The sequence below is a fragment of the Pseudomonas sp. LBUM1653 genome (assembly GCF_059716115.1).
The window spans coordinates 290652-309867 of record NZ_CP166803.1; the positions used below are offsets into that span (position 1 = coordinate 290652).

The 19216-nt window shown below is 57.9% G+C and carries 19 protein-coding genes, 1 tRNA gene and 1 pseudogene; 8 read left to right on the forward strand and 13 right to left on the reverse strand.

The annotated features are described in order from the left end of the window. Positions 1-77 precede the first annotated feature (77 nt). The 3 genes and pseudogenes from ACA054_RS01370 to ACA054_RS01380 form a co-directional block, all read left to right on the forward strand. Positions 78-200: pseudogene (locus ACA054_RS01370) on the forward strand (tautomerase family protein); the annotation flags it as partial. Beyond that, entirely contained in the window at positions 197-841 is a 645-nt protein-coding gene (locus tag ACA054_RS01375; protein ID WP_497687868.1) for a DsbA family oxidoreductase, read from the forward strand. The pseudogene ACA054_RS01370 and the gene ACA054_RS01375, both read left to right, overlap by 4 nt. A 42-nt stretch (positions 842-883) precedes the next feature. Beyond that, positions 884-1594, forward strand: coding sequence for an SDR family NAD(P)-dependent oxidoreductase (locus tag ACA054_RS01380; protein WP_497637499.1), 711 nt, complete (start codon positions 884-886; stop codon positions 1592-1594). 66 nt (positions 1595-1660) lie between these two features. Here the strand turns inward: ACA054_RS01380 and ACA054_RS01385 are convergent. The 6 genes from ACA054_RS01385 to ACA054_RS01410 all read right to left on the reverse strand — a co-directional run bounded on the left by ACA054_RS01385 (position 1661) and on the right by ACA054_RS01410 (position 6327). Then, a tRNA-Thr gene (locus ACA054_RS01385) sits at positions 1661-1736 on the reverse strand. Positions 1737-2129: 393 nt separating this feature from the next. Further along, positions 2130-3359: a methyltransferase gene (locus tag ACA054_RS01390; protein WP_497687869.1), complete on the reverse strand. Its 1230-nt coding sequence runs from the start codon at positions 3357-3359 to the stop codon at positions 2130-2132. Continuing rightward, on the reverse strand, positions 3340-4029 hold the full coding sequence (locus ACA054_RS01395) for an ABC transporter permease (RefSeq protein WP_497637507.1): 690 nt from the start codon (positions 4027-4029) through the stop codon (positions 3340-3342). Before ACA054_RS01395 ends, ACA054_RS01390 begins: the two co-directional genes overlap by 20 nt. Beyond that, a complete protein-coding gene (locus tag ACA054_RS01400; protein WP_008058481.1) occupies positions 4026-4721 on the reverse strand; it encodes an ABC transporter permease in 696 nt (231 codons plus the stop codon). The genes ACA054_RS01395 and ACA054_RS01400 overlap by 4 nt, the downstream gene beginning before the upstream one ends. A gap of 72 nt (positions 4722-4793) precedes the next feature. Further along, positions 4794-5540: an ABC transporter substrate-binding protein gene (locus ACA054_RS01405; protein ID WP_497687870.1), complete on the reverse strand. Its 747-nt coding sequence runs from the start codon at positions 5538-5540 to the stop codon at positions 4794-4796. A gap of 13 nt (positions 5541-5553) precedes the next feature. Then, a complete protein-coding gene (locus ACA054_RS01410) occupies positions 5554-6327 on the reverse strand; it encodes an ABC transporter ATP-binding protein (protein WP_007972784.1) in 774 nt (257 codons plus the stop codon). 562 nt (positions 6328-6889) lie between these two features. Between ACA054_RS01410 and gabP the strand changes: the two genes are divergently transcribed. Continuing rightward, entirely contained in the window at positions 6890-8281 is a 1392-nt protein-coding gene (gene gabP, locus ACA054_RS01415) for a GABA permease (RefSeq protein WP_497687871.1), read from the forward strand. 71 nt (positions 8282-8352) lie between these two features. Here gabP and ACA054_RS01420 read toward each other — a convergent pair whose 3' ends face one another. From ACA054_RS01420 to ACA054_RS01435, 4 genes are all read right to left on the reverse strand, one after another. After that, positions 8353-8805, reverse strand: coding sequence for a hypothetical protein (locus ACA054_RS01420; protein ID WP_497687872.1), 453 nt, complete (start codon positions 8803-8805; stop codon positions 8353-8355). A 6-nt stretch (positions 8806-8811) separates the two neighbouring features. Continuing rightward, positions 8812-9228 carry a hypothetical protein gene (locus ACA054_RS01425; protein ID WP_274075134.1) on the reverse strand — a complete coding sequence of 139 codons (417 nt, stop codon included), beginning with the start codon at positions 9226-9228 and terminating at the stop codon, positions 8812-8814. Between the two features lie 38 nt (positions 9229-9266). Continuing rightward, the gene (locus ACA054_RS01430; RefSeq protein WP_497690227.1) at positions 9267-10229 is read right to left on the reverse strand and encodes an alpha/beta hydrolase family protein; all 963 of its coding nucleotides are present in this window, start codon (positions 10227-10229) and stop codon (positions 9267-9269) included. 68 nt (positions 10230-10297) lie between these two features. Next, positions 10298-11356 carry a PDDEXK nuclease domain-containing protein gene (locus tag ACA054_RS01435; RefSeq protein WP_497687873.1) on the reverse strand — a complete coding sequence of 353 codons (1059 nt, stop codon included), beginning with the start codon at positions 11354-11356 and terminating at the stop codon, positions 10298-10300. 259 nt (positions 11357-11615) lie between these two features. Between ACA054_RS01435 and ACA054_RS01440 the strand changes: the two genes are divergently transcribed. After that, entirely contained in the window at positions 11616-12065 is a 450-nt protein-coding gene (locus ACA054_RS01440) for a carboxypeptidase regulatory-like domain-containing protein (protein WP_497687874.1), read from the forward strand. Positions 12066-12209: 144 nt separating this feature from the next. Here the strand turns inward: ACA054_RS01440 and ACA054_RS01445 are convergent, their stop codons facing one another. The 3 genes from ACA054_RS01445 to ACA054_RS01455 all read right to left on the reverse strand — a co-directional run bounded on the left by ACA054_RS01445 (position 12210) and on the right by ACA054_RS01455 (position 14851). Further along, positions 12210-12647, reverse strand: a complete 438-nt coding sequence (locus tag ACA054_RS01445) for a hypothetical protein (protein ID WP_256874067.1) — start codon at positions 12645-12647, stop codon at positions 12210-12212. Between the two features lie 260 nt (positions 12648-12907). Next, complete coding sequence (locus ACA054_RS01450; RefSeq protein WP_497687875.1) at positions 12908-13699, reverse strand: TSUP family transporter; 792 nt, start codon at positions 13697-13699, stop codon at positions 12908-12910. 72 nt (positions 13700-13771) lie between these two features. Continuing rightward, the gene (locus ACA054_RS01455; RefSeq protein WP_497687876.1) at positions 13772-14851 is read right to left on the reverse strand and encodes a hypothetical protein; all 1080 of its coding nucleotides are present in this window, start codon (positions 14849-14851) and stop codon (positions 13772-13774) included. A gap of 274 nt (positions 14852-15125) precedes the next feature. Here ACA054_RS01455 and ACA054_RS01460 point away from each other — a divergent pair, with 274 nt between their 5' ends. The 3 genes from ACA054_RS01460 to ACA054_RS01470 all read left to right on the forward strand — a co-directional run bounded on the left by ACA054_RS01460 (position 15126) and on the right by ACA054_RS01470 (position 19122). Beyond that, a complete protein-coding gene (locus ACA054_RS01460) occupies positions 15126-16616 on the forward strand; it encodes an aldehyde dehydrogenase (protein WP_497687877.1) in 1491 nt (496 codons plus the stop codon). A gap of 277 nt (positions 16617-16893) precedes the next feature. Continuing rightward, positions 16894-17691 carry a helix-turn-helix transcriptional regulator gene (locus ACA054_RS01465; protein ID WP_497687878.1) on the forward strand — a complete coding sequence of 266 codons (798 nt, stop codon included), beginning with the start codon at positions 16894-16896 and terminating at the stop codon, positions 17689-17691. A 48-nt stretch (positions 17692-17739) separates the two neighbouring features. Further along, complete coding sequence (locus ACA054_RS01470) at positions 17740-19122, forward strand: aspartate aminotransferase family protein (RefSeq protein WP_497687879.1); 1383 nt, start codon at positions 17740-17742, stop codon at positions 19120-19122. Positions 19123-19216 lie beyond the last annotated feature (94 nt).

Genomic DNA, 19216 nt, shown 5'->3' on the forward strand with positions numbered 1-19216 from the left:
GCTAAGCATCTATCAAGAAGCGGGCATTGCTTCGCGTGCCATATCTAAAATCAACGTGTATTAGCGGGACGCTTACCCTCAACAAGCGCCCTGACCTGACCCACATCGTGATCGAGGAAGTCGACACCGATAACTGGGGCTACGCCGGGATCACCACCACTCAGTACCGCAAGCAACTGGCGGACGAGGGGCAGTCATGACGGCATCGGTAACCATCGATTTCGTCTCCGATGTGGTGTGCCCATGGTGCGCACTGGGAGCGACGGCGCTGGAGCAGGCGATCGAGAACGTGGCGGGTGAGGTTGCGGTCGAGCTGACCTACAAGCCTTTCGAGCTGAACCCGAACATGCCGGCCGAAGGCGAGAAAGCCGTCGAGCACTTGATGCGCAAATACGGGCGCACGGCCGAGGACGTCGCCTCTGGCAAAGCGATGCAGATCGCTCGTGGTGTGGCCATCGGCTTCAAGTTCGATCTGGAAAAGCGCACGCACTTCTATAACACCTTCGACGCTCACCGACTGTTGCTCTGGGCGCTGGAAGAAGGACGCCAGGTGGCGCTGAAGAAGATTCTGCTGCGGGCTTACTTCAGCGAAGGCCAGAACCCGAGCGATCCGCAGACGCTGGTGCGGCTGGCGGGTAAAGCCGGATTGGACGAGGCCCGTGCAAGCCAAGTGTTGGCGTCGGGCGCCTTTGCCGACGAGGTGCGTGAGCTTGAAGAGTTTTATCGGCAGCACGGCATCAATTCGGTCCCGGCCCTGGTGCTCAACGGTCGTCACCTGGTGTCCGGTTCGCAGTCGGTCGAGTACTACGAACAGATGTTGAGACAAATGGCACAAGCCTGATTACAGCTTTTTCAAACCATCATTTATCAGTAGAGGTTCATCATGAGCAATTCGAAAAAAGTCGTTGTTATCACTGGCGCATCCCAAGGTCTCGGCGACGGCATGGTCAAGGCCTTCCGCGAGCTCGGTTACCAGATCGTCGCTACCTCGCGCTCGATCAAGCCATCCACCGATCCGGACATCCTCACCGTGGCCGGCGATATCGGCGAACCAGAGACTGCACAGCGCGTGATCCGAGAAGCGATCGCACGTTTCGGCCGTGTCGACACCCTGGTCAACAACGCCGGGATCTTCATCGCAAAACCGTTCACTGCGTACACCGCTGAAGACTACGCCAATGTGTTGTCGGTGAACGTCAACGGCTTCTTCTATATCACCCAGCTGGCCATCGCCGAGATGGAAAAACAAGGCAGCGGGCACATCGTCAACATCACCACCAGCCTGGTGGACCACGCGATCGACGGCGTGCCTTCAGTACTGGCCTCGCTCACCAAAGGTGGCCTGAACGCGGCAACCCGTTCCCTGGCCATCGAATACGCCAAGCGCGGCATCCGGGTAAACGCTGTCAGCCCTGGCATCATCAAGACCCCGATGCACGGCGAAGAAACCCACGCCGCACTGGGCGCTCTGCACCCGGTCGGGCACATGGGCGAGATCGATGACATTTCTCAGGCAGTGGTGTACCTGGACAGCGCCAAGTTCGTCACTGGCGAGATTCTCCACGTTGATGGCGGGCAGAGCGCGGGTCACTAAGATCTGGCTTTTCCAGACGGCAGAAACAACAAAGCCCTCGTATTGCTACGAGGGCTTTGTTTTGTATGGTGCCGGCACCAGGAATCGAACCCGGGACCTACTGATTACAAGTCAGTTGCTCTACCATCTGAGCTATACCGGCATGTCAGGGCGACGATTATAGCGATTGGGAAGGTTCTGTAAACCCCTGAATTCAGACTATTTTTGCGCGGGCCTCTGTTGAGGTCTTCCGGCGCACGTTGGTCGTCATCGCGCGGTGCAAAACGGGGTCTCGAAGCTGCTTCTTCTTGCGGTGCCGATCCACATTCGTCGTTAGTTATGTCTTTTGATCGAATGCTTATGCACAACGCGAATTGCGCTTCACCCGGTTAACACTGTTTTTGTGGATCCGTTCTCATTAGCTCGCAAATGCCTGTTTTTCTGGTTTTTTATTCAGTGAATGAAATCTTTGCAGTGCCGTATCAGGGCTGAAACAGCTGTAAAGATTGGATCCATGAATATTTCATCAACAGAGTTATCCACAGGCTGTGAGGCGTTAAGGACGCTCTGCCAGCAGAAGGATGTTACGCGGTGTGAGCGAGGTTTCGCAGAATGTACCGAGGCGAACGGCGTAACCCTGTTCTTGTAGGAACAGTGCCCGATCGAGCGCCAGCCAAAGCTCCAGTGGGCGTCGGAAAAGTCCGCGCAGCAGCTCTAGATTGCGTACTTGGGCAAGGCGCTGCCAACCGGCTGCTTCGACTGCGGGCCAGTTCTGGGCGCCGATTGTGGATAACTCTTTGAGATCGGCCAGGTGTTGGCAATATTCGGCAAAGGGTTTTTCCAGCCAGGTGCTGGGCAGGGATGGGGTCGGCAGGTACTCGTCAACGCCGCGCAGTTGCCTTTGCAACAAGTCGAAGCCCAGGCGTCGGGCCATCGATGTGTCGCGTTGGCGTCGCACGCGAGCGCCGGCGGTGACGGTTTCACTCATCGGCAGCCCCAGATCGTCGAGGGACAGCTGTAGGTCAGAGCGTTGTGCAGCCGAGGACATCGGCGAATAGCTGGTCAGGTTGGTCCGGTTGTAGCAACAAGGGGCGATGGCCAGTTGCTTGCAGCCGGCTGTGCTGGCGAGCCGGATCAGTCGCACATGCAAATCGCCGCAGGCATGCAGTGCGACGGGTGTGTGTCGCGCTTTCAATAGCGCAGCCGCATCGGCCGCCAGTACGTCCTGTTCGACATGCAGCGCGTGCAGTCGATGCCGCTGGCTGAGTGCCTGGCCGCTGGCAACCAGCGCTGGATCGTATTCCAGGCAGGTCAGTTGCTGGCCGGTTTGTAGCAGGCGTCGGCCCAGGTGTCCCTTGCCCGAGCACCAGTCCAGCCAATGCCTGGCGCTATCAGCAAACTGCAGACGGCTGGCAAAGGCTTCAATTTGCTGCCACTTGCGCCCTGGCACATCCACATTCAATCGATAAGCCGGCGCTTCGAGCGCATGAGCAGGCAATTCATCCAGCGCACTCAGCGCCAGGGACATGGCCGCCAACGAAGCAAAAGGCTGCGGCGCATCCACAAGGGCAGGGTGGTTGTGAGCGCTTTCCGCCTCTTCCAGCGACCGCCCGCGTAGCCAGGCGGCCAGTTCCGGGTAGGTGGTTTCCCAGGGCAGCTGCAGATGAGTGAACGGCCGTGGTTTCCACAGCGCCTGATGCGCTGTCAGAAAAGTATCCAGCGCGGTGAAGCGGGCGAGCAGTTCCTCGCCCGTCAGCACCCGGGGATCAACGCCCTTGGCAGGCATCAACGCGCAACCAGCGCTCCAGCAGCTTGAAGCCGCGTACCAGCACATAGGCCATCAACAGATAGAACATGCCGGCGGCGAAGAAGATTTCCACCGGCAGGTAGGTCCGGGCGATGATGGTGCGGGCCATGCCGGTCAGTTCCAGCAGGGTCACGGTACTGGCCAGGGCGCTGGCCTTGAGCATCAGGATCACTTCGTTGCTGTAGGCCGGCAGGCCGATGCGCGCCGCGCGGGGCAGGATGATGTAGATCAGCGCCTTGGCTTTCGACATGCCCAGCGCCCGTGCCGCTTCGATCTCACCCGGTGGAATCGCCTGGATCGCGCCGCGCAGGATTTCAGCGATGTAGGCGGCAGTGTGCAGGGTCATGGTCGCCGTGGCGCACCAGAACGGATCGCGCAGGTAGGGCCACATCGAGCTGTTACGGATCGCGTCGAACTGCGCCAGCCCGTAATAGACCAGGAACAGTTGAACCAGCAACGGTGTACCGCGGAAAAAGAAGATGTAGCCGTAGGGAAACGCGCGCACCCACCACAGGCGCGACGAGCGCGCGATACCCAGCGGAATCGCCAGCAGCAGGCCGGCGATCACGGCGATGGCGACCAGTTCCAGGGTCAGGGTTGCGCCCTGGGCCAGTTTCGGCAGCCACTTGATGATGACTTCCCAGTTCATTGGGTGCTCCTCGCGAAGCCGCGAGCGGCGCGTTTTTCCAGGAAGTGCATGCCGGTCATAGCCAGAATCGTCAGACTCAAATACATGAACGCAGCGACCATATAGAAGGTGAACGGTTGCTTGGACACGGTCACGCCGATTTGCGCGTGACGCATGATTTCTTCCAGGCCGATCACCGACACCAGCGCGGTGTCTTTCATCAGGATCATGAACAGGTTGCCCAGGCCCGGCAGGGCGATGCGCCACATCTGCGGCATGATCAAGCGGGTGAAGATGCGCCATTTCGAGAGGCCCAGGGCCACGCCGGCCTCACGATGGCCTTTGGGTATGGCGAGGATCGCGCCGCGAAACACTTCCGTGGCGTAGGCGCCAAAGCACAGGCCCAGGGCAATCACGCCCGCAGCGAAGGCATTGAGCTCAAGGTCAGGGTTACCGAAAAACTCGCCCAGGGCGCGCATCAGGTTAACCGTGCCGAAGTAGATCAACAGCACCCAGAGCAGTTCCGGGATGCCGCGAACCAGTGTCGAATATGTGCCGCCAAGCCATTGCAACGGCTTGTACGGGGAAGTCTTGGCCAAGGCGCCGAGCAGACCGAGCACCAGCCCCAGGCACAGGGCCGAGAGTGCCAGTTTGACAGTCATGAGCGCGCCAGCGGCGAGCGCCGGGCCGAATCCGTAGAGGTCGATAATCATGGATTTCTTTTCAAATCGCGGCAGGCAATACCGTGAACCGGCGCCATCAGGCGCCGGTCAGGCAGGTCAGGATCAATAGATGCTGAACGGGAAGTACTTGTCGTTGATCTTCTTGTAGGTGCCGTCGGCAACGATTTCTTTGAGCGCGACGTTCAGCTTCTCGCGGATCGGGTCGTTTTTACGCACAGCAATACCGATCTTGTCGCTTTCTTCCACCGGGTCGCCTTTGAACTCGTAGGATTTGCCTGCGTCGCTCTTGAGCCACTCGTAGTTGACATACTTGTCGGCCAGGATGCCGTCCAGGCGACCGGAAGTCAGGTCGAGGTAAGCGTTTTCCTGGGTGTCGTAGAGTTTGATTTCAACGCCTTCCATGTTGTCTTCCAGCCAGGTACCCGCCAGCGTCGCGCGTTGTGCGCCGATCACTTTGCCCTGCAGGGAAGCCTTGTCGGTTTTGAAGTCGACGTCTTTCTTGGCGATGAATTGCAGCTTGTTGGAGTAATACGGGTCGGTGAAGTCCACCGCTTGCTTGCGCTCGTCGGTGATCGACATCGAGGAGATCAGGAAGTCGAACTTCTTGGCGTTCAGGGCCGGGATGATGCCATCCCAGTCGGAGGTCACGACTTTGCACTCGACTTTCATCTTGGCGCACAGGGCGTCGCCGATTTCCTTGTCGAAGCCGACGACATTGCCACTGGCATCTTTATTGTTGAACGGCGGGTAGGCCGCTTCGATGCCCATCTTCAGGGTTTCGGCCATGGCGCCGGCGCTGAACGCCAGGGTAACGGCGGCGGCCAGGAAGACCTTTTTGTAATTCTGCATGTGGTTAGCTCCGTTAGCGGTTGCTGGACATGAATTGTTTGCAGCGCGCCGAAAGCGGGTTTTCAAATACCTGCTGTGGCGATCCTTGCTCTTCTACCAGGCCCTGGTGGAGGAACACCACTTCGCTGGAGACCTGACGGGCAAAACCCATCTCATGGGTGACCAGCAGCATGGTACGGCCTTCTTCGGCCAGTGCGCGGATGACATTAAGTACTTCCTGGACCATTTCCGGGTCAAGCGCGGAGGTGGGCTCGTCGAACAGGATGACCTTGGGCTGCATGGCCAGGGTGCGGGCGATGGCCGCGCGTTGTTGCTGGCCGCCGGACAATTGCGCCGGGTAGGCGTGGCGCTTGTCGGCGATGCCGACCTTGGCCAGCAGGGCTTCGGCGACTTCGATGGCTTCGGCCTTGCTCTGGCCGAGCACGCGGCGCGGGGCCTCGATGATGTTGTCGAGCACGCTCATGTGCGGCCACAGGTTAAAGTTTTGAAACACAAAACCAATTTCGCTGCGCAGGCGGTTGATCTGCTTGCCGTCGGCAGCGACCAGCTCGCCGTTCTTCGCAGCCTTGAGCTTGAGTTCTTCGCCGGCCACCAGGATCTGGCCCTGGTGCGGATTTTCCAGCAAGTTGATGCAACGCAGGAACGTGGACTTGCCGGAACCGGAGGAGCCGAGGATCGAGATCACGTCGCCGTCGCGGGCGGTCAGCGAGATGCCCTTGAGCACCTCCAGCGAGCCGTAGCGTTTGTGCAAGTTGCGGATTTCAAGCGCGGGCGTGGCCTCAGCCATGTGCGTTCCTCATTGTGTATTCGCTCCTGCTGTTGGTGGCCTTCCTGGCGAGGCGGCCAAGCTAGCATAGCGTTTCAAGGGCAGCCAACAGCGCTAAGGGCAGTAAACGGGTGGCATGTGGCAGGTTGTCGCATCGGCGCAGCAGACTGTCGCCCCATCAACAACCGAACAGCCGTTTGAACCCTGCTTTCAGATAAAAGCGCGGTGGCTGTCGCGTAAAAAAGGGCGCGATGTTGCCAGCTTTGGCGGGGGGTTGGAAGCGCTAACGGGCCAAAGGTGGCGGATCTGCCCTTTTATCGTGCGTCGAGGGATTTCTGGGTGTGTTTCCGGTGCGCTGGTTCGTTCATAAAGTGAGTCCCAAGGTAACGTTTTGGCAAAGTGCCATTAATATCAATGGCTTGCGATGACTGTCCGGTCGGGGGAAATTCCCGAGTTAGAGGGTTTTGAAACATTTTGGCGCAAAACTTGCGTGCAGATTCCGGAACGCCCCGTTTGTTTCTTTTTACAAGAAGGAACACAGGCGGGATGCATGCATTCGCTTTTCCTTACAAAGGTAGTTTCAATGAGCAGTATCCAAAGCTCTAACGGCCTCGAACAGGGGCTCAAACCGCGGCATGTCACCATGCTGTCGATCGCCGGGGTTATCGGCGCCGGCCTGTTCGTTGGCTCGGGCCACGCCATCGCTGCAGCAGGCCCGGCCGTGCTCTTGGCTTACGCCGCCGCCGGCATGCTGGTGGTATTGGTGATGCGCATGCTCGGTGAAATGGCTATTGCCTCGCCAGACACTGGCTCCTTCTCGACATACGCCGATCGCGCGATCGGTCACTGGGCCGGCTTCACCATCGGCTGGCTGTACTGGTGGTTCTGGGTGCTCGTCATCCCGCTGGAGGCCAACGCCGCCGCAACCATCCTGCATGCCTGGTTCCCTGGCGTGGACATCTGGGCCTTCGCCCTGGTGATCACGATGCTGCTGACCGTGACCAACCTGTTCAGCGTGAAGAACTACGGTGAGTTCGAGTTCTGGTTTGCCCTGGTCAAAGTGTTGGCCATCATCGGTTTCATTGTTCTGGGCCTCATGGCGATCTTCGGCTTCCTGCCGGGCAGCCAGGTTAGCGGCGTTTCCCATCTGTTCGACACCCAGGGCTTCCTGCCAAACGGCATGGGCGCGGTGTTGGGTGCCATCCTGACCACCATGTTCTCCTTCATGGGTACCGAGATCGTGACCATTGCGGCCGCGGAATCGAAAAACCCTGGCAAGCAAATTTCCAAGGCCACCAATTCGGTGATCTGGCGGATCGGCTTGTTCTACCTCGTATCGATCTTCATCGTTGTGGCCCTGGTGCCATGGAACGACCCGATCCTGGCCAGCGTTGGTTCCTACCAGACTGTTCTTGATCGCATGGGCATCCCGAACGCCAAGATGATCGTCGACATCGTGGTACTGGTAGCTGTGACCAGTTGCCTGAACTCGGCGCTCTACACGTCGTCGCGCATGTTGTTCTCCCTCGGCAAGCGCGGTGATGCGCCAGCCGTTTCCACCCGCACCAACAAAAGTGGCACGCCATACTGGGCGGTGATGCTGTCCACTGGTGCCGCGTTCCTGGCAACTTTCGCCAACTACGTGGCCCCGGCTGCGGTGTTCGAGTTCCTGCTGGCCAGCTCCGGCGCCATTGCGCTGCTGGTGTACCTGGTGATTGCGATCTCGCAACTGCGCATGCGCAAACAGCGTATGGCTCGCGGCGAGAAAATCGTTTTCAGCATGTGGTTGTTCCCGGGCCTGACCTACGCGGTGATCGCGTTCATCGTGGCGGCCCTGACCATCATGCTGTTCCAGGACGCCCACCGCGTGGAAATCCTCGCGACCGGCCTGCTGGCTCTTCTGGTCGTCGCTGCCGGCTTGCTGGTAGCGCGTCGTCGCAAACTGGAGAAGCGTGGCGCGGTAGTGCTGAGCTGACCCATACCTCGTAACGCAAAACGGCCGCTGTCAGTGATGACAAGCGGCCGTTTTTATTTGAGCCGTAATCCTTACTCGGCTTTTTCTTCCGACGCGTCTGGCGACTGGCGGTAGACGTCCAGTGCGTCGCCAAAGTCGGTAATGAACTGTGGCTCGCTCAGCCATTCCTGGGCGGCCTCGCGGTCCATGCCGTCGGCCCACATGCGGTAGTCGATCAGCATGTCGGCGGCCAGGTGGGTGGCGGCCATGCCTTCGTCGTCGGCGTTTTCCATGTCCAGCAGTTCTGGATGGTCGATGATGATAAAGGCGAGACTCGTCAGCAGCACGGAGAGCATTTCGCTGCGGCTGACGGCTTCCGCGTCGCGCATTTTGCTGAACATCGCCAGGGTGTATTCCGGGATCGGCTCGCCGATTTCGCCCAGGTCATCGTCCAGCGCGGCGGGTTTTCTACCGTGGATATTGATTTGCTTGGCTTTGGCTTTTGCACGCTTGGCGCGTTTCTGTTGCTTGTTCAGGGAGGCCATGGGAACTCAGTTCGGTTTCTGTTGGGTTTGTGCCGCGATGGCGTCGGACGCCGCCACGTAGTCAGCCTGGAAGGCCGGGGATTCGATCCATGCCAGGGCGCCGGCTTCATCGGTTTCGGTGGACCATTGGCGATATTCGATCAGTGCAGCGAGGATAAAGTCCATCGCGCCTTCTTCGCCTTCCTGCTCGTACACCAGTTCCAGCAGCGGGTCTTCGAGGAACGCTGTGCACATGGCTTGCTGGCTGAGCTTCTCGGCGTCGATCATTTTCTTGAACAATTCGGTCAGGTCCACTGACTCGAAGTCGATGCGATCGTCGTTCGGGTCCAGCTCCACCGGCGCGGCGGCTCGTTGAGTGCGGTTCTGCTTGGCCTTGGCCTTGGCGCGGGAGGCGCGTTTGTGCTGTTTGTTGGCGGAGGCCATGGGCGTCGTTCCGTAATTCGTTGAAAAGGGCAGGTGGCTTAGCTACGAGGCACTGTCCGCCCGGGTGTGTCGGAGGCCAGCTCGCCGTTTTGTAGCCAGGACAGTGCAATGGGCCATAGTGTGGCTTGGTATGCGCTGCGAAAAAAGGCGAAATGTCCAACTTCTTGTTCACCGATGTCTTCAGGGGTGATGCGCAGGTGGGTGTTTATGCTGCCGGTGAAGTAGCCGAGCAGGCGCTCGATGGCCGGGACGGTGCCGTAGGGATCGTCGCTGATGCTGATCGCCAGGGTTTTCGCGGTGACGGCAGCGAAATTTCTGACATGGCTGTCCTGGCCGCTGGGGCGCTTCTCGTAACGAGCGGTGGGCGTGCTCCAGTCGTGGACTACACCGGCTGGTGTGTCTTCCAGCCAGCCGAGGCGTTTGCCGGGAAAGTATCCGCACAGTATCGTCACCAGCGGCATCACCACATGCCACTTGCCAAACATCCGCCAGCGCTGAGCGGGCTCATAGTCGCGCCAGTAAGCGAATTGCGCGCCGACGGTCACCAAGCGACGGATTAGCTGTCCGGACGCTCCCAGGCCCGCTGCACAGCCTCCAAAGCTGTGACCGACCACATCGATCGGCTGACCGGGAAATTCACGCTGTGCGCGCTTGAGCATCGCCTCGAAGTCCAATGCCCCCCAGTCGGACCATGAAGCCTTCAGTCCTTTGAGCGTTGCCGGGCGCGACTCGCCGATACCGCGATAGTCATAGGTGATTACATCGAAGCCGTTGGCAAACAGGTAATCGGCGAAGCGCGAGTAGTGTCGGCAGCGAACCGATGTGGCGGCATTGATGATGACGACTGCTCGGGAAGTGTCCTGCCCCGCATGCCGCCAGGTGAAGCCGCCGAGGATGAAACCGTCGGCCGCAGGTTGCTTGAACGGTTCGCCCGAAGTGCCAGCCGTCAACGGCAGCTCGATTTGAGTAGCGGCGAGTGATGGCGTGTCCTGCAAATTCATCGGCGTCGGACCTTTGCGGGTAGTTGCCAACAATAGCCCTCATGTCGCGCCTGAACAATCGTGCCGCTTTAGTCAGGAATCTGGTCGAGAAGGCGCTCCTCGAGCAGTGCTCGTTCCCGATCCAGTTCCGCTCGCAGTTCATCCTCGCTCGGTAGTACTAATTTGTATTTGCTGGCGAAGAGTTGTTCATTGCCCTGTAGGACCGAGTAGCGAACGACAGACTCGTTTTTTTGCGCACAGAGAATAATGCCGACAGTGGGCCCGTCTTCCTCGCTGCGTTTGAGGTCGTCGTACATGCGCACATACATGTCCATCTGCCCCACATCCTGATGTGTCAATTCACCGCGCTTGAGATCGAAAATGACAAAACATTTGAGCAGGTAGTTGTAGAACACAAGATCGATGTAGAAGTCTCTGCCGTCGGTACTGATGCGTTGCTGGCGGGCAATGAAAGCAAACCCCTTGCCCAACTCAAGCAGGAAACCCTGGAGTTGCTCGATAAGGGCCTGTTCGAGGCTGGTTTCCAAAACAATTCCGGTATTGGGTAGGCCAAGAAACTCCAGCATCACGGGATCCCGGATGAAATCCCGGGGATCGTTGTTCATTGCGTGAATGTTGGTGGCGGCCTCTGCCAGGACGACAGACTTGTCACGACTCATCAGTAGGCGTTCGTAGTAGAGCGTGTTGATCTGGCGCTCTAGGCTGCGGCTTGACCAGTTTTGGTCAACTGCTTCGTCCATATACCACTTGCGTGCCTTTTCATTGTCCACGCGTAGAAGCCTGCGGTAGTGGGTCCAGCTCAATTCGAGACGCAGTGCGTCTCGAATTGGAAACGCCTGATAGAAAAGTCGCATTTTCCGCAAGTTGGTTTCGTCAAAACCCTTCCCAAACTCCACTGTCAGCACCTTCGCAAGCGTTGCCAGCAACTGCTTGCCGTAAACCGCGCGCCGGGAGCCCTCTTGTTCAAACTCCACTATATGTCGCCCGATTTGCCAGTAGGTTTGTACCTGGGCGGTATCGACTGCTCGCAGCAATTTCTGTCGTGCCTGGCGGATCAATTCACCAAGATTGCCAAGCAGTGAGGTGATTTGTGGGTCTTGTGTGTCATCGGGTACGAGTGAGCTCATAAAGTCTTCCGCGGCAGATTTAACAGGCAGAAGAGGATGGCAAGAGTGGGGTGATAGTGATGCAGGACGCCTCTGATACGCCCGAAGGACCTGCCGGTTTAGTTGGCAGGAGCGAGCTGATAGCAGTGAAAGGCCGCGGAGCGATTCATGTAGTACATTTCGCAGTGGCTCCAAGTACAAATCGTTCTAAAACACGACGACTGCGCCAGAAATCACAATTAGATAACGATGGGTTCCGTAGAGCCCGGGAGTCGTCATCATGAAATGTGTCCAGTCTCTGTTACTGCCCCTTACCGCTGTCGGCGTATTGATGTTTCCGGTCATGCTGCAGGCCGCCAGCCTTGAGCCGATAGACAATTCGGCTGTGCAGATTCAACGGCAGGAACAAAACGGGATTGCCTACCTGTCCGGCGGTATCGGTGAAGATGAGGCGAAGGCAATCCAGCAAGCCACGGGCTACAACCTGCATATGACGTTCTCCGTCGGCGTCGAGAACAAATACGTTCCGGATGTCGATGTGGTCATTCAAAACGCGCAGGAACAAAGCGTATTGACCCTCACTCAGGCGGGTCCGCTGGTTTACGTCCAGCTGCCTCCTGGCAAGTACACGGTCGTTGCAACGCGTGCTGGTGAAGAGCGGCGTGATACCACGGATGTGGGTACTGGTACTGCGCGCAATCTGGTTTTTCACTGGAGCGGTGGTGAATAGCCGTGTAGTAGACGCGAGGCGATTTCGTCAGCTTGCAAATCCGCAAACAGCTTTCGCCGCCGTTTGCGGAACACCACGCGCTAGAGTTTGCGGTTTGCCAAAGCGCGATGGATGGTTTGCTGAACAAACACCTGGGGGGAGGAGTTAGCGGATGCTTCGGATATTGCCTTTGTTGCCTTTTACCGTGACGGAGACTTTCTTGAAGATGAAGTAGTTTTCTTCATGCACTTCATAGCGAGGGGCGACGATCAGGTCCGCACCGGACGATTTAACCGCTTTGTAGGCCGCAGCAGATTTGACCGCACTAACGGGATCCAAGCCAAGTCCGCTCAAGGCGCCACTCTCACCGCCATAGCTGACGCCATCCGCAAACTGGGAATCACCGCCAAATTTGAGGAAGCCGAACAGCACGTTGACCGAAGACTGGCCGGAGATCGCGTCGCCAACAGCGATGTCCGCTTTCAGGTCTGCTTTGACGGTGCTGTCGATAGGCGAGGACGGCTGACTGTTGTTGTAGCTGACACAGCCGCTGGCGGTGGCAATGATTGTCGATAGGGCGAGGAGTTTCAAAAGCGTGTTCAAGAGCTGCTTCCTTACATTGAAACGTGAATGCATGCAGGCAGATTTGCTGCTGCAGTATTTTCGCTGGGTACGCGTATGCCCTCTATGAGAGGGATCCTAAAGCGCTGTATGAAGAGCGGGCACAACTGGAGGGAAGGGGTGCAGGATAGGTGTAGGAATTTTCGGTGGCGGTGGATTTGTTAAATCGCACGCATAAAAAACCCTGAATCTTGCGATTCAGGGTTTCGGTTTCGGTTTCGGTACTCGGATACGACTGTCGATCAGAGCGAGGCAACCAAGCCCGAGAATGCAACACGCAAGGGATTGGTCTCCACGCTCAAAAGCTTGATGGCCAACGCACAACACACCACGATCAACATGGGTTTGATTAGCCGTGGACCGACCCGCACAGCGGCGCGCGCACCCAGTTGCGCGCCGATAAAGGCCGCTAGGGCCATGGCGATTGCGATCGGCCAGATGATCACCCCTTTGGTGATGAACACGGACAGAGAGCCCAAATTGCAGGAGGCATTGGCAAGTTTGGTAAAACTCATGGCCCGCATCATGCCCAAGCCGCAGAGAAGAACGAAGCCGACAATGAAGAAAGAGCCCACACCGGGGCCAAATATGCCGTCGTAAAAGCCCAGGATCGGCGCCACGGTAAACGAGAAAAGCACAATTCCAATTCTCTTACGTCGATCTTCATTAGCCAGCTTTGGAGATAGCGCAAAATAAATGGCCACCAGAATCAGCATGACAGGCACGCAAACTTCCAGATAACGCTTATCAATAGAGCTGACCAGCAAGGCGCCACTGGCACCGCCAATAAATCCGCAGACAACCAGGAAACGGCCTTCGCGCCACTCGATCATTCCTTTGCGAGCAAAGGTTGCAGTTGCCGAAATAGTTGCCGAAGCGGCCTGGAACTTGTTCGTTGCAATTGCACTGATCGGATCTACACCTGCCAGAAACAATGCAGGCAAGGTAATCAAGCCGCCACCACCGGCAATCGCATCAAAAAAGCCGGCGCAAAAAGCGACGAGCGCCAACATGCCAATTACATCCCAAGACATTAAATTCTCTCTTTATAGTTACTCGCCAGTAATCACATGACTGGTCGTTCAACAGCCTTCTCACTTAAAGAATCAGCCCTGCAACACTAACGGATCCTCTGAAATAACGATTGGGGAAGAGAATTTTGAAAGTCCGAAAATGCGAACCAAGACCCGTCTGTTGTCTTTGATGACATCGCGACAGTGCAGAGCCCGGATGTTATTGATGGCCATGGCCGATTCCTGGGTCAGCGCATATTCGGTCGGAGTTGCTTCAGCCACACCTTGGCAAAGGGTGGTGTAAGCCGTTTTCACAAAGGTCGAGGCGTTGTCATTGACCGAAAAACGATACGAGTTAAAGCGGGCTGCGAACCCTACCTTGTCGTTAAACTCCAGAATCGAAACGTTGCGGCCATCTTCCCCTTTGCCACTGACAAAGGAGTCACTACGAGTGAACTGGAAGTTACCCGTTGTCAGTGCGAGGCAGTTGGTGACGCCAATTTTTTCGAGTATGGGAGGTAGTGGGATGATTCGCGTAGGCTCCAGGCTCGGGTTCCACAAGGCGGAAAGTATGAGCGACGATGGAGAGGGAGAGTGACCGTCTTTCGCGTTCACGGCGCACCAGTAAGGCGCCTCTGTATGCGGGCCAAGCGCGAGGCCGGAATGGGAGCTCAGTTCTTTGATCTCCGGCTCGGCATTGATTTTGATGAGTCCGCCACCCTTGAAGTTGGCCACTAATCGAACCAGTCTTCCTTCGTTGTCCATGTCATAGGCAAAGGCACGGTTATCCACCAGTTTCAACAAGATCTGATTGCGAGCGGCCAGACAGAGAACGTCGTAACGATTTTCCAGGGATGCCAGGTCTGGCAATTCATTTGGAGGGCTGACATCGGTGATTTTTTGCAGCCCTTCAAATATCAATACGGAAACAAAGCCATCGGAATAGGCGCCCAGCAGTTCGCATTGGTTTTTCGAAAACGAGAATTTTAATTCGGTGGCTGCCAGAGACGCTTTGGACTTGGCTCCTGGTGCCTGCGGCCCGCCGATGGCGGCCAGTTCTTCGGCGAACTTGTGAAGCAGTGCTGACTGCTGAGGGTCAAAACTGAAGGTTCTGATTTCTTGTTCAGTAACAAGCTTAGCGGTTTCGACATCTGTTTGGATGGCGTGAGTCATTGTCTACATCTCGGTTGAGTATCTGCTCGGGGTTTTGCGGCAGCTACTACTCCGATTCTGCTCAAATCCATGATCAGCGTATGTCATCCATTTCCGTGAAAGCGTACGGAGCGTTCCGACAGACAAGTGAGACTTGTCCAGACCCTCGGCGCTACCTAGTTTTTTCTTGGGGACCGAGCACATTTTTACTATTTTTCCTCGCCGCGAGAGTAGAGCACCATCCTGCGAAACCAATAATAACTGACCGTATCAGCGGTCGGCATGGGAGTAGCGTGTGCTCGATCTCAACTACTGGCAGCAACGGGCTGCCCGCCAAACATTCATTGAAAATGCGTTGATCGGAGGGCAGCAGGTCGCGTGCGCCTCGGGTGCGACTTTCGAAGTGATCAATCCGGCGACCAACCAGCTGCTGGCATGTGTCACCGCATGCGGCGAGGACGAAGTGAACCTCGCAGTACGCTCGGCTCGCCGGGCGTTCGAAGAGGGGCCGTGGGCGCGCATGGCCCCGGTGGAACGCAAGAAGATCCTGATCAGACTCTCCGAACTGCTCCTGGCCAACCGCGAGGAGCTGGCACTGCTCGACTCGCTGAGCATGGGCAAGCCGGTCATGGATGCCTACAACATCGATGTCCCTGGCGCGGCCCATGTGTTCGCCTGGTACGGTGAAGCCCTGGACAAGCTCTACGACCAGGTCGCGCCTACCGCGCGCAATGCCCTCGCCACCATCACTCGCGAGGCCCTGGGGGTGGTTGCCGCCGTGGTGCCATGGAATTTCCCGCTGGACATGGCTGCCTGGAAGCTCGCCCCGGCATTGGCCGCCGGTAATAGCGTGATCCTCAAGCCCGCCGAGCAGTCGCCGTTCTCTGCCTTGCGCCTGGGTCAGTTGGCACTCGAAGCCGGCATTCCGGAAGGGGTATTGAATGTTGTCCCGGGCCTGGGCGAAAGCGCCGGCAAGGCCCTGGGACTGCATCCTGATGTGGATTGCCTGGTGTTCACCGGCTCGACCCAGGTCGGCAAGTACTTCATGCAATACTCGGCGCAGTCCAACCTCAAACAGGTCTGGTTGGAGTGCGGCGGCAAGAGCCCGAACCTAGTCTTCGAAGACTGCCAGGACCTAGATCTGGCTGCGGAAAAAGCCGCGTTCGGCATTTTCTTCAACCAGGGCGAGGTCTGCTCGGCCAACTCCCGGCTCTACGTGCAACGTTCTATCTTTGATGAGTTCGTCGAGCGCCTGATCGCCAAGGCTCGGGTCTGGATGCCCGGTGATCCGCTGGACCCTGAAAGCAGGGCCGGTGCGATCGTGGATAGCGAGCAAGCCACCCGCATCATGAAGGCGATCGAGCAAGCACGTAGTGAAGGCGCGAAACTCCTGGCAGGCGGCGAACGCCTGACGATCAATGGGTCTTCGAACTTCATCCAGCCGACGATTTTCGCTGACGTGGGTAGAAATATGAGCCTGGCGCGTGATGAGGTTTTCGGCCCAGTGTTAGCCATCAGTGCCTTCGACACAGAAGAAGAGGCGCTTGAGTTGGCCAACGACAGCATCTACGGGCTCGCCGCGTCAGTCTGGAGTGATGACCTGAACCGCGCTCATCGTGTGGCCCGGGCATTGAAGGCCGGGACCGTCTCGGTCAACACCATGGATGCACTGGATGTCGCCATTCCTTTCGGTGGCGGCAAGCAGTCCGGCTTCGGGCGCGATCTTTCCCTCCATTCGTTCGACAAGTACACGCAACTTAAAACCACCTGGTTCCAGCTTCGTTAAGGCCGCTTCCCTCAGCCACGTCGCAAGGCGTGGCAGGGAAAACCCATCTGCACGCACTCCCCGGGGTGGCGTGCTTTTGCTGCTTGTGGGGCAGCTGGGGCGGTCATCCGGCGCCCTTTGGTCGACTCACCCTAACGGGTGATATCGGCAGTTTTCCGAGCGTGGGAACATCATTTCAACCCCGGCACCAGTCACCTTGTGTCGCTCCCAACCGTTCTTTCGGCGAGTCTTTGAAGTGGAAAACGATCGGTTTGTTTCTGCGCAATGGTTCGAACAGATGGCCAAGGTGACCGAGAGTATCGGTCAACCGGGATTCACCGCGACGCTGTTCGAAACCCTGGGCTTTATCTGGCCCATTCAGGCGACGACGCTGTACCAGTATCCGCATGGCGGTATGCCCAGCGCGTTGTTCGAACTTGACGGCCCCTGGCTGCCGCAAGGCAATGTGCGCCAGTACCTGTCCGGCTTCTATCTGCTCGACCCGTTCTACGGTGCCTGTGTGGAAGGCGTCAGCTCCGGTTGCTATGACCTTGCTGATGTCGCTCCCGACCATTTCGAACTCAGCGAGTACTACCAGTCGTTCTATCGGCACTCGCACCTGCAGGATGAGTTGAACTACATCCTGCAGTTGTCTCCCGGGCTGAGCCTGGCGGTCTCACTGGCGTTCACGGAAAAACTGGACGCAGCCACGACGCAGCATTTCAAGCGCATGGCCCCCTGGGTCCTGACCTTGCTGGGTAAGCATTTTGTCGGCCTGGACACGCGCGGCGCTCGCTTCGAAAACCAGTTGGAGCAGCGCATCCACTCGGCACTGAATAACTTCGGCTCGTCGATCCTGACCGAGCGCGAATGCCGAATCGCCCAACTGATCCTGCGTGGCCATTCGACCCGCTCCCTGGCCGAGCGCCTCGGGGTATCGGAGGACACCATCAAGTCTCACCGCAAAAACGTCTACTGCAAGCTCGACATCGGCACGCAATCGGAATTGTTTTCACTGTTTATCGATTCGTTGGCCGAAGCCCAGGGCGTGCTCAGCAAAGACCCTCTTGAAAGCTACATGAGCAAGACCCGCTGAGCGGACTTGCTACCCCTCGCGTGACTACCAACAAAAGAGAAAAAAGCCATGAATGCACCCTTCGAACCGAAACGGCAGACTCAGGATTATCAGAAGTCCGATGCGGCCCACCATATCCATGCATTTGTGGATCAAAAGGCGCTCAATGCCGAAGGCCCTCGAGTGATGGTACGCGGCGAGAGACTGTATCTCTGGGACAATGACGACAAGCGTTACCTGGACGGCATGTCTGGCCTGTGGTGCACCCAGCTCGGCTATGGTCGCAAGGACCTGACCGCCGCGGCGGCTGCGCAGATGGACCAGTTGCCGTACTACAACATGTTCTTCCACACCACCCACCCAGCGGTGATCGAGCTGTCCGAGCTGCTGTTCAGTCTCCTGCCGGGCCACTACAGCCACGTCATTTACACAAACTCCGGCTCCGAAGCGAACGAGGTGCTGATCCGTACCGTTCGCCGTTACTGGCAGGTCGTCGGCAAGCCACAGAAAAAGATCATGATCGGCCGCTGGAACGGTTATCACGGCTCGACCCTGGCGGCCACTGCGCTGGGCGGGATGAAGTTCATGCACGAGATGGGCGGCCTCATTCCGGACATCGCGCACATCGATGAACCTTACTGGTACGCCCAGGGCGGTGAGCTGACTCCGGCCGAGTTCGGTCGTCGCTGTGCCTTGCAACTGGAAGAGAAGATTCTTGAGCTGGGCGCCGAAAATGTCGCGGGCTTTATCGCCGAGCCCTTCCAGGGCGCTGGCGGCATGATCTTCCCGCCTGAGAGCTACTGGCCGGAAATCCAGCGCATCTGCCGACAATACGATGTGCTGCTGTGTGCCGATGAAGTGATCGGTGGCTTTGGTCGCACGGGCGAGTGGTTCGCCCACCAGTACTTCGGTTTCGAGCCGGACACCCTGTCGATCGCCAAGGGCCTGACCTCCGGTTACGTGCCGATGGGTGGCCTGGTGCTGGGCAAGCGCATCGCCGATGCGCTTGTGGAGGAGGGCGGCGTCTTCGCCCACGGCCTGACCTATTCCGGACACCCGGTCGCGGCCGCGGTGGCGCTCGCCAACCTCAAGGCACTGCGTGATGAAGGCATCGTGCGCCAGGTGAAGGAGGATACCGGGCCGTACTTGCAGCAGATTCTGCGCGAGGTGTTCGGCAACCATCCGATGATCGGCGAGATCCAGGGCGCGGGCCTCGTCGCGGCCTTGCAGTTCGCCGAGGACAAGGCTACGCGCAAACGCTTCGACAACGAAAACGACCTGACCTGGCAGTGCCGCACCTTTGGTTTTGAAGAGGGCGTGATCATTCGCTCGACCCTGGGCCGCATGATCATGGCGCCGGCACTTGTGGCAACGCGCTTCGAGCTTGACGAGCTGGTTGAAAAGACCCGCATCGCGGTAGACCGCACTGCACGAATCGCTGGAAAGCTCTGAAGTCATCTGCTGAGCCAACCCCATGCCTGGGGTGGTGATCGACAGCGTTACATCGCCCTGCGTGCATATCAATTGAACTAGAGGCTGCCGGACA

Coding starts and splice junctions, on each gene's coding strand:
- ACA054_RS01375 (WP_497687868.1), top strand. CDS start 197: ATGACGGCATCGGTAACCATCGATTTCGTCTCCGATGTGGTGTGCCCA.
- ACA054_RS01380 (WP_497637499.1), top strand. CDS start 884: ATGAGCAATTCGAAAAAAGTCGTTGTTATCACTGGCGCATCCCAAGGT.
- ACA054_RS01390 (WP_497687869.1), bottom strand. CDS start 3,359: ATGCCTGCCAAGGGCGTTGATCCCCGGGTGCTGACGGGCGAGGAACTG.
- ACA054_RS01395 (WP_497637507.1), bottom strand. CDS start 4,029: ATGAACTGGGAAGTCATCATCAAGTGGCTGCCGAAACTGGCCCAGGGC.
- ACA054_RS01400 (WP_008058481.1), bottom strand. CDS start 4,721: ATGATTATCGACCTCTACGGATTCGGCCCGGCGCTCGCCGCTGGCGCG.
- ACA054_RS01405 (WP_497687870.1), bottom strand. CDS start 5,540: ATGCAGAATTACAAAAAGGTCTTCCTGGCCGCCGCCGTTACCCTGGCG.
- ACA054_RS01410 (WP_007972784.1), bottom strand. CDS start 6,327: ATGGCTGAGGCCACGCCCGCGCTTGAAATCCGCAACTTGCACAAACGC.
- gabP (WP_497687871.1), top strand. CDS start 6,890: ATGAGCAGTATCCAAAGCTCTAACGGCCTCGAACAGGGGCTCAAACCG.
- ACA054_RS01420 (WP_497687872.1), bottom strand. CDS start 8,805: ATGGCCTCCCTGAACAAGCAACAGAAACGCGCCAAGCGTGCAAAAGCC.
- ACA054_RS01425 (WP_274075134.1), bottom strand. CDS start 9,228: ATGGCCTCCGCCAACAAACAGCACAAACGCGCCTCCCGCGCCAAGGCC.
- ACA054_RS01430 (WP_497690227.1), bottom strand. CDS start 10,229: ATGAATTTGCAGGACACGCCATCACTCGCCGCTACTCAAATCGAGCTG.
- ACA054_RS01435 (WP_497687873.1), bottom strand. CDS start 11,356: ATGAGCTCACTCGTACCCGATGACACACAAGACCCACAAATCACCTCA.
- ACA054_RS01440 (WP_497687874.1), top strand. CDS start 11,616: ATGAAATGTGTCCAGTCTCTGTTACTGCCCCTTACCGCTGTCGGCGTA.
- ACA054_RS01450 (WP_497687875.1), bottom strand. CDS start 13,699: ATGTCTTGGGATGTAATTGGCATGTTGGCGCTCGTCGCTTTTTGCGCC.
- ACA054_RS01455 (WP_497687876.1), bottom strand. CDS start 14,851: ATGACTCACGCCATCCAAACAGATGTCGAAACCGCTAAGCTTGTTACT.
- ACA054_RS01465 (WP_497687878.1), top strand. CDS start 16,894: ATGGCCAAGGTGACCGAGAGTATCGGTCAACCGGGATTCACCGCGACG.
- ACA054_RS01470 (WP_497687879.1), top strand. CDS start 17,740: ATGAATGCACCCTTCGAACCGAAACGGCAGACTCAGGATTATCAGAAG.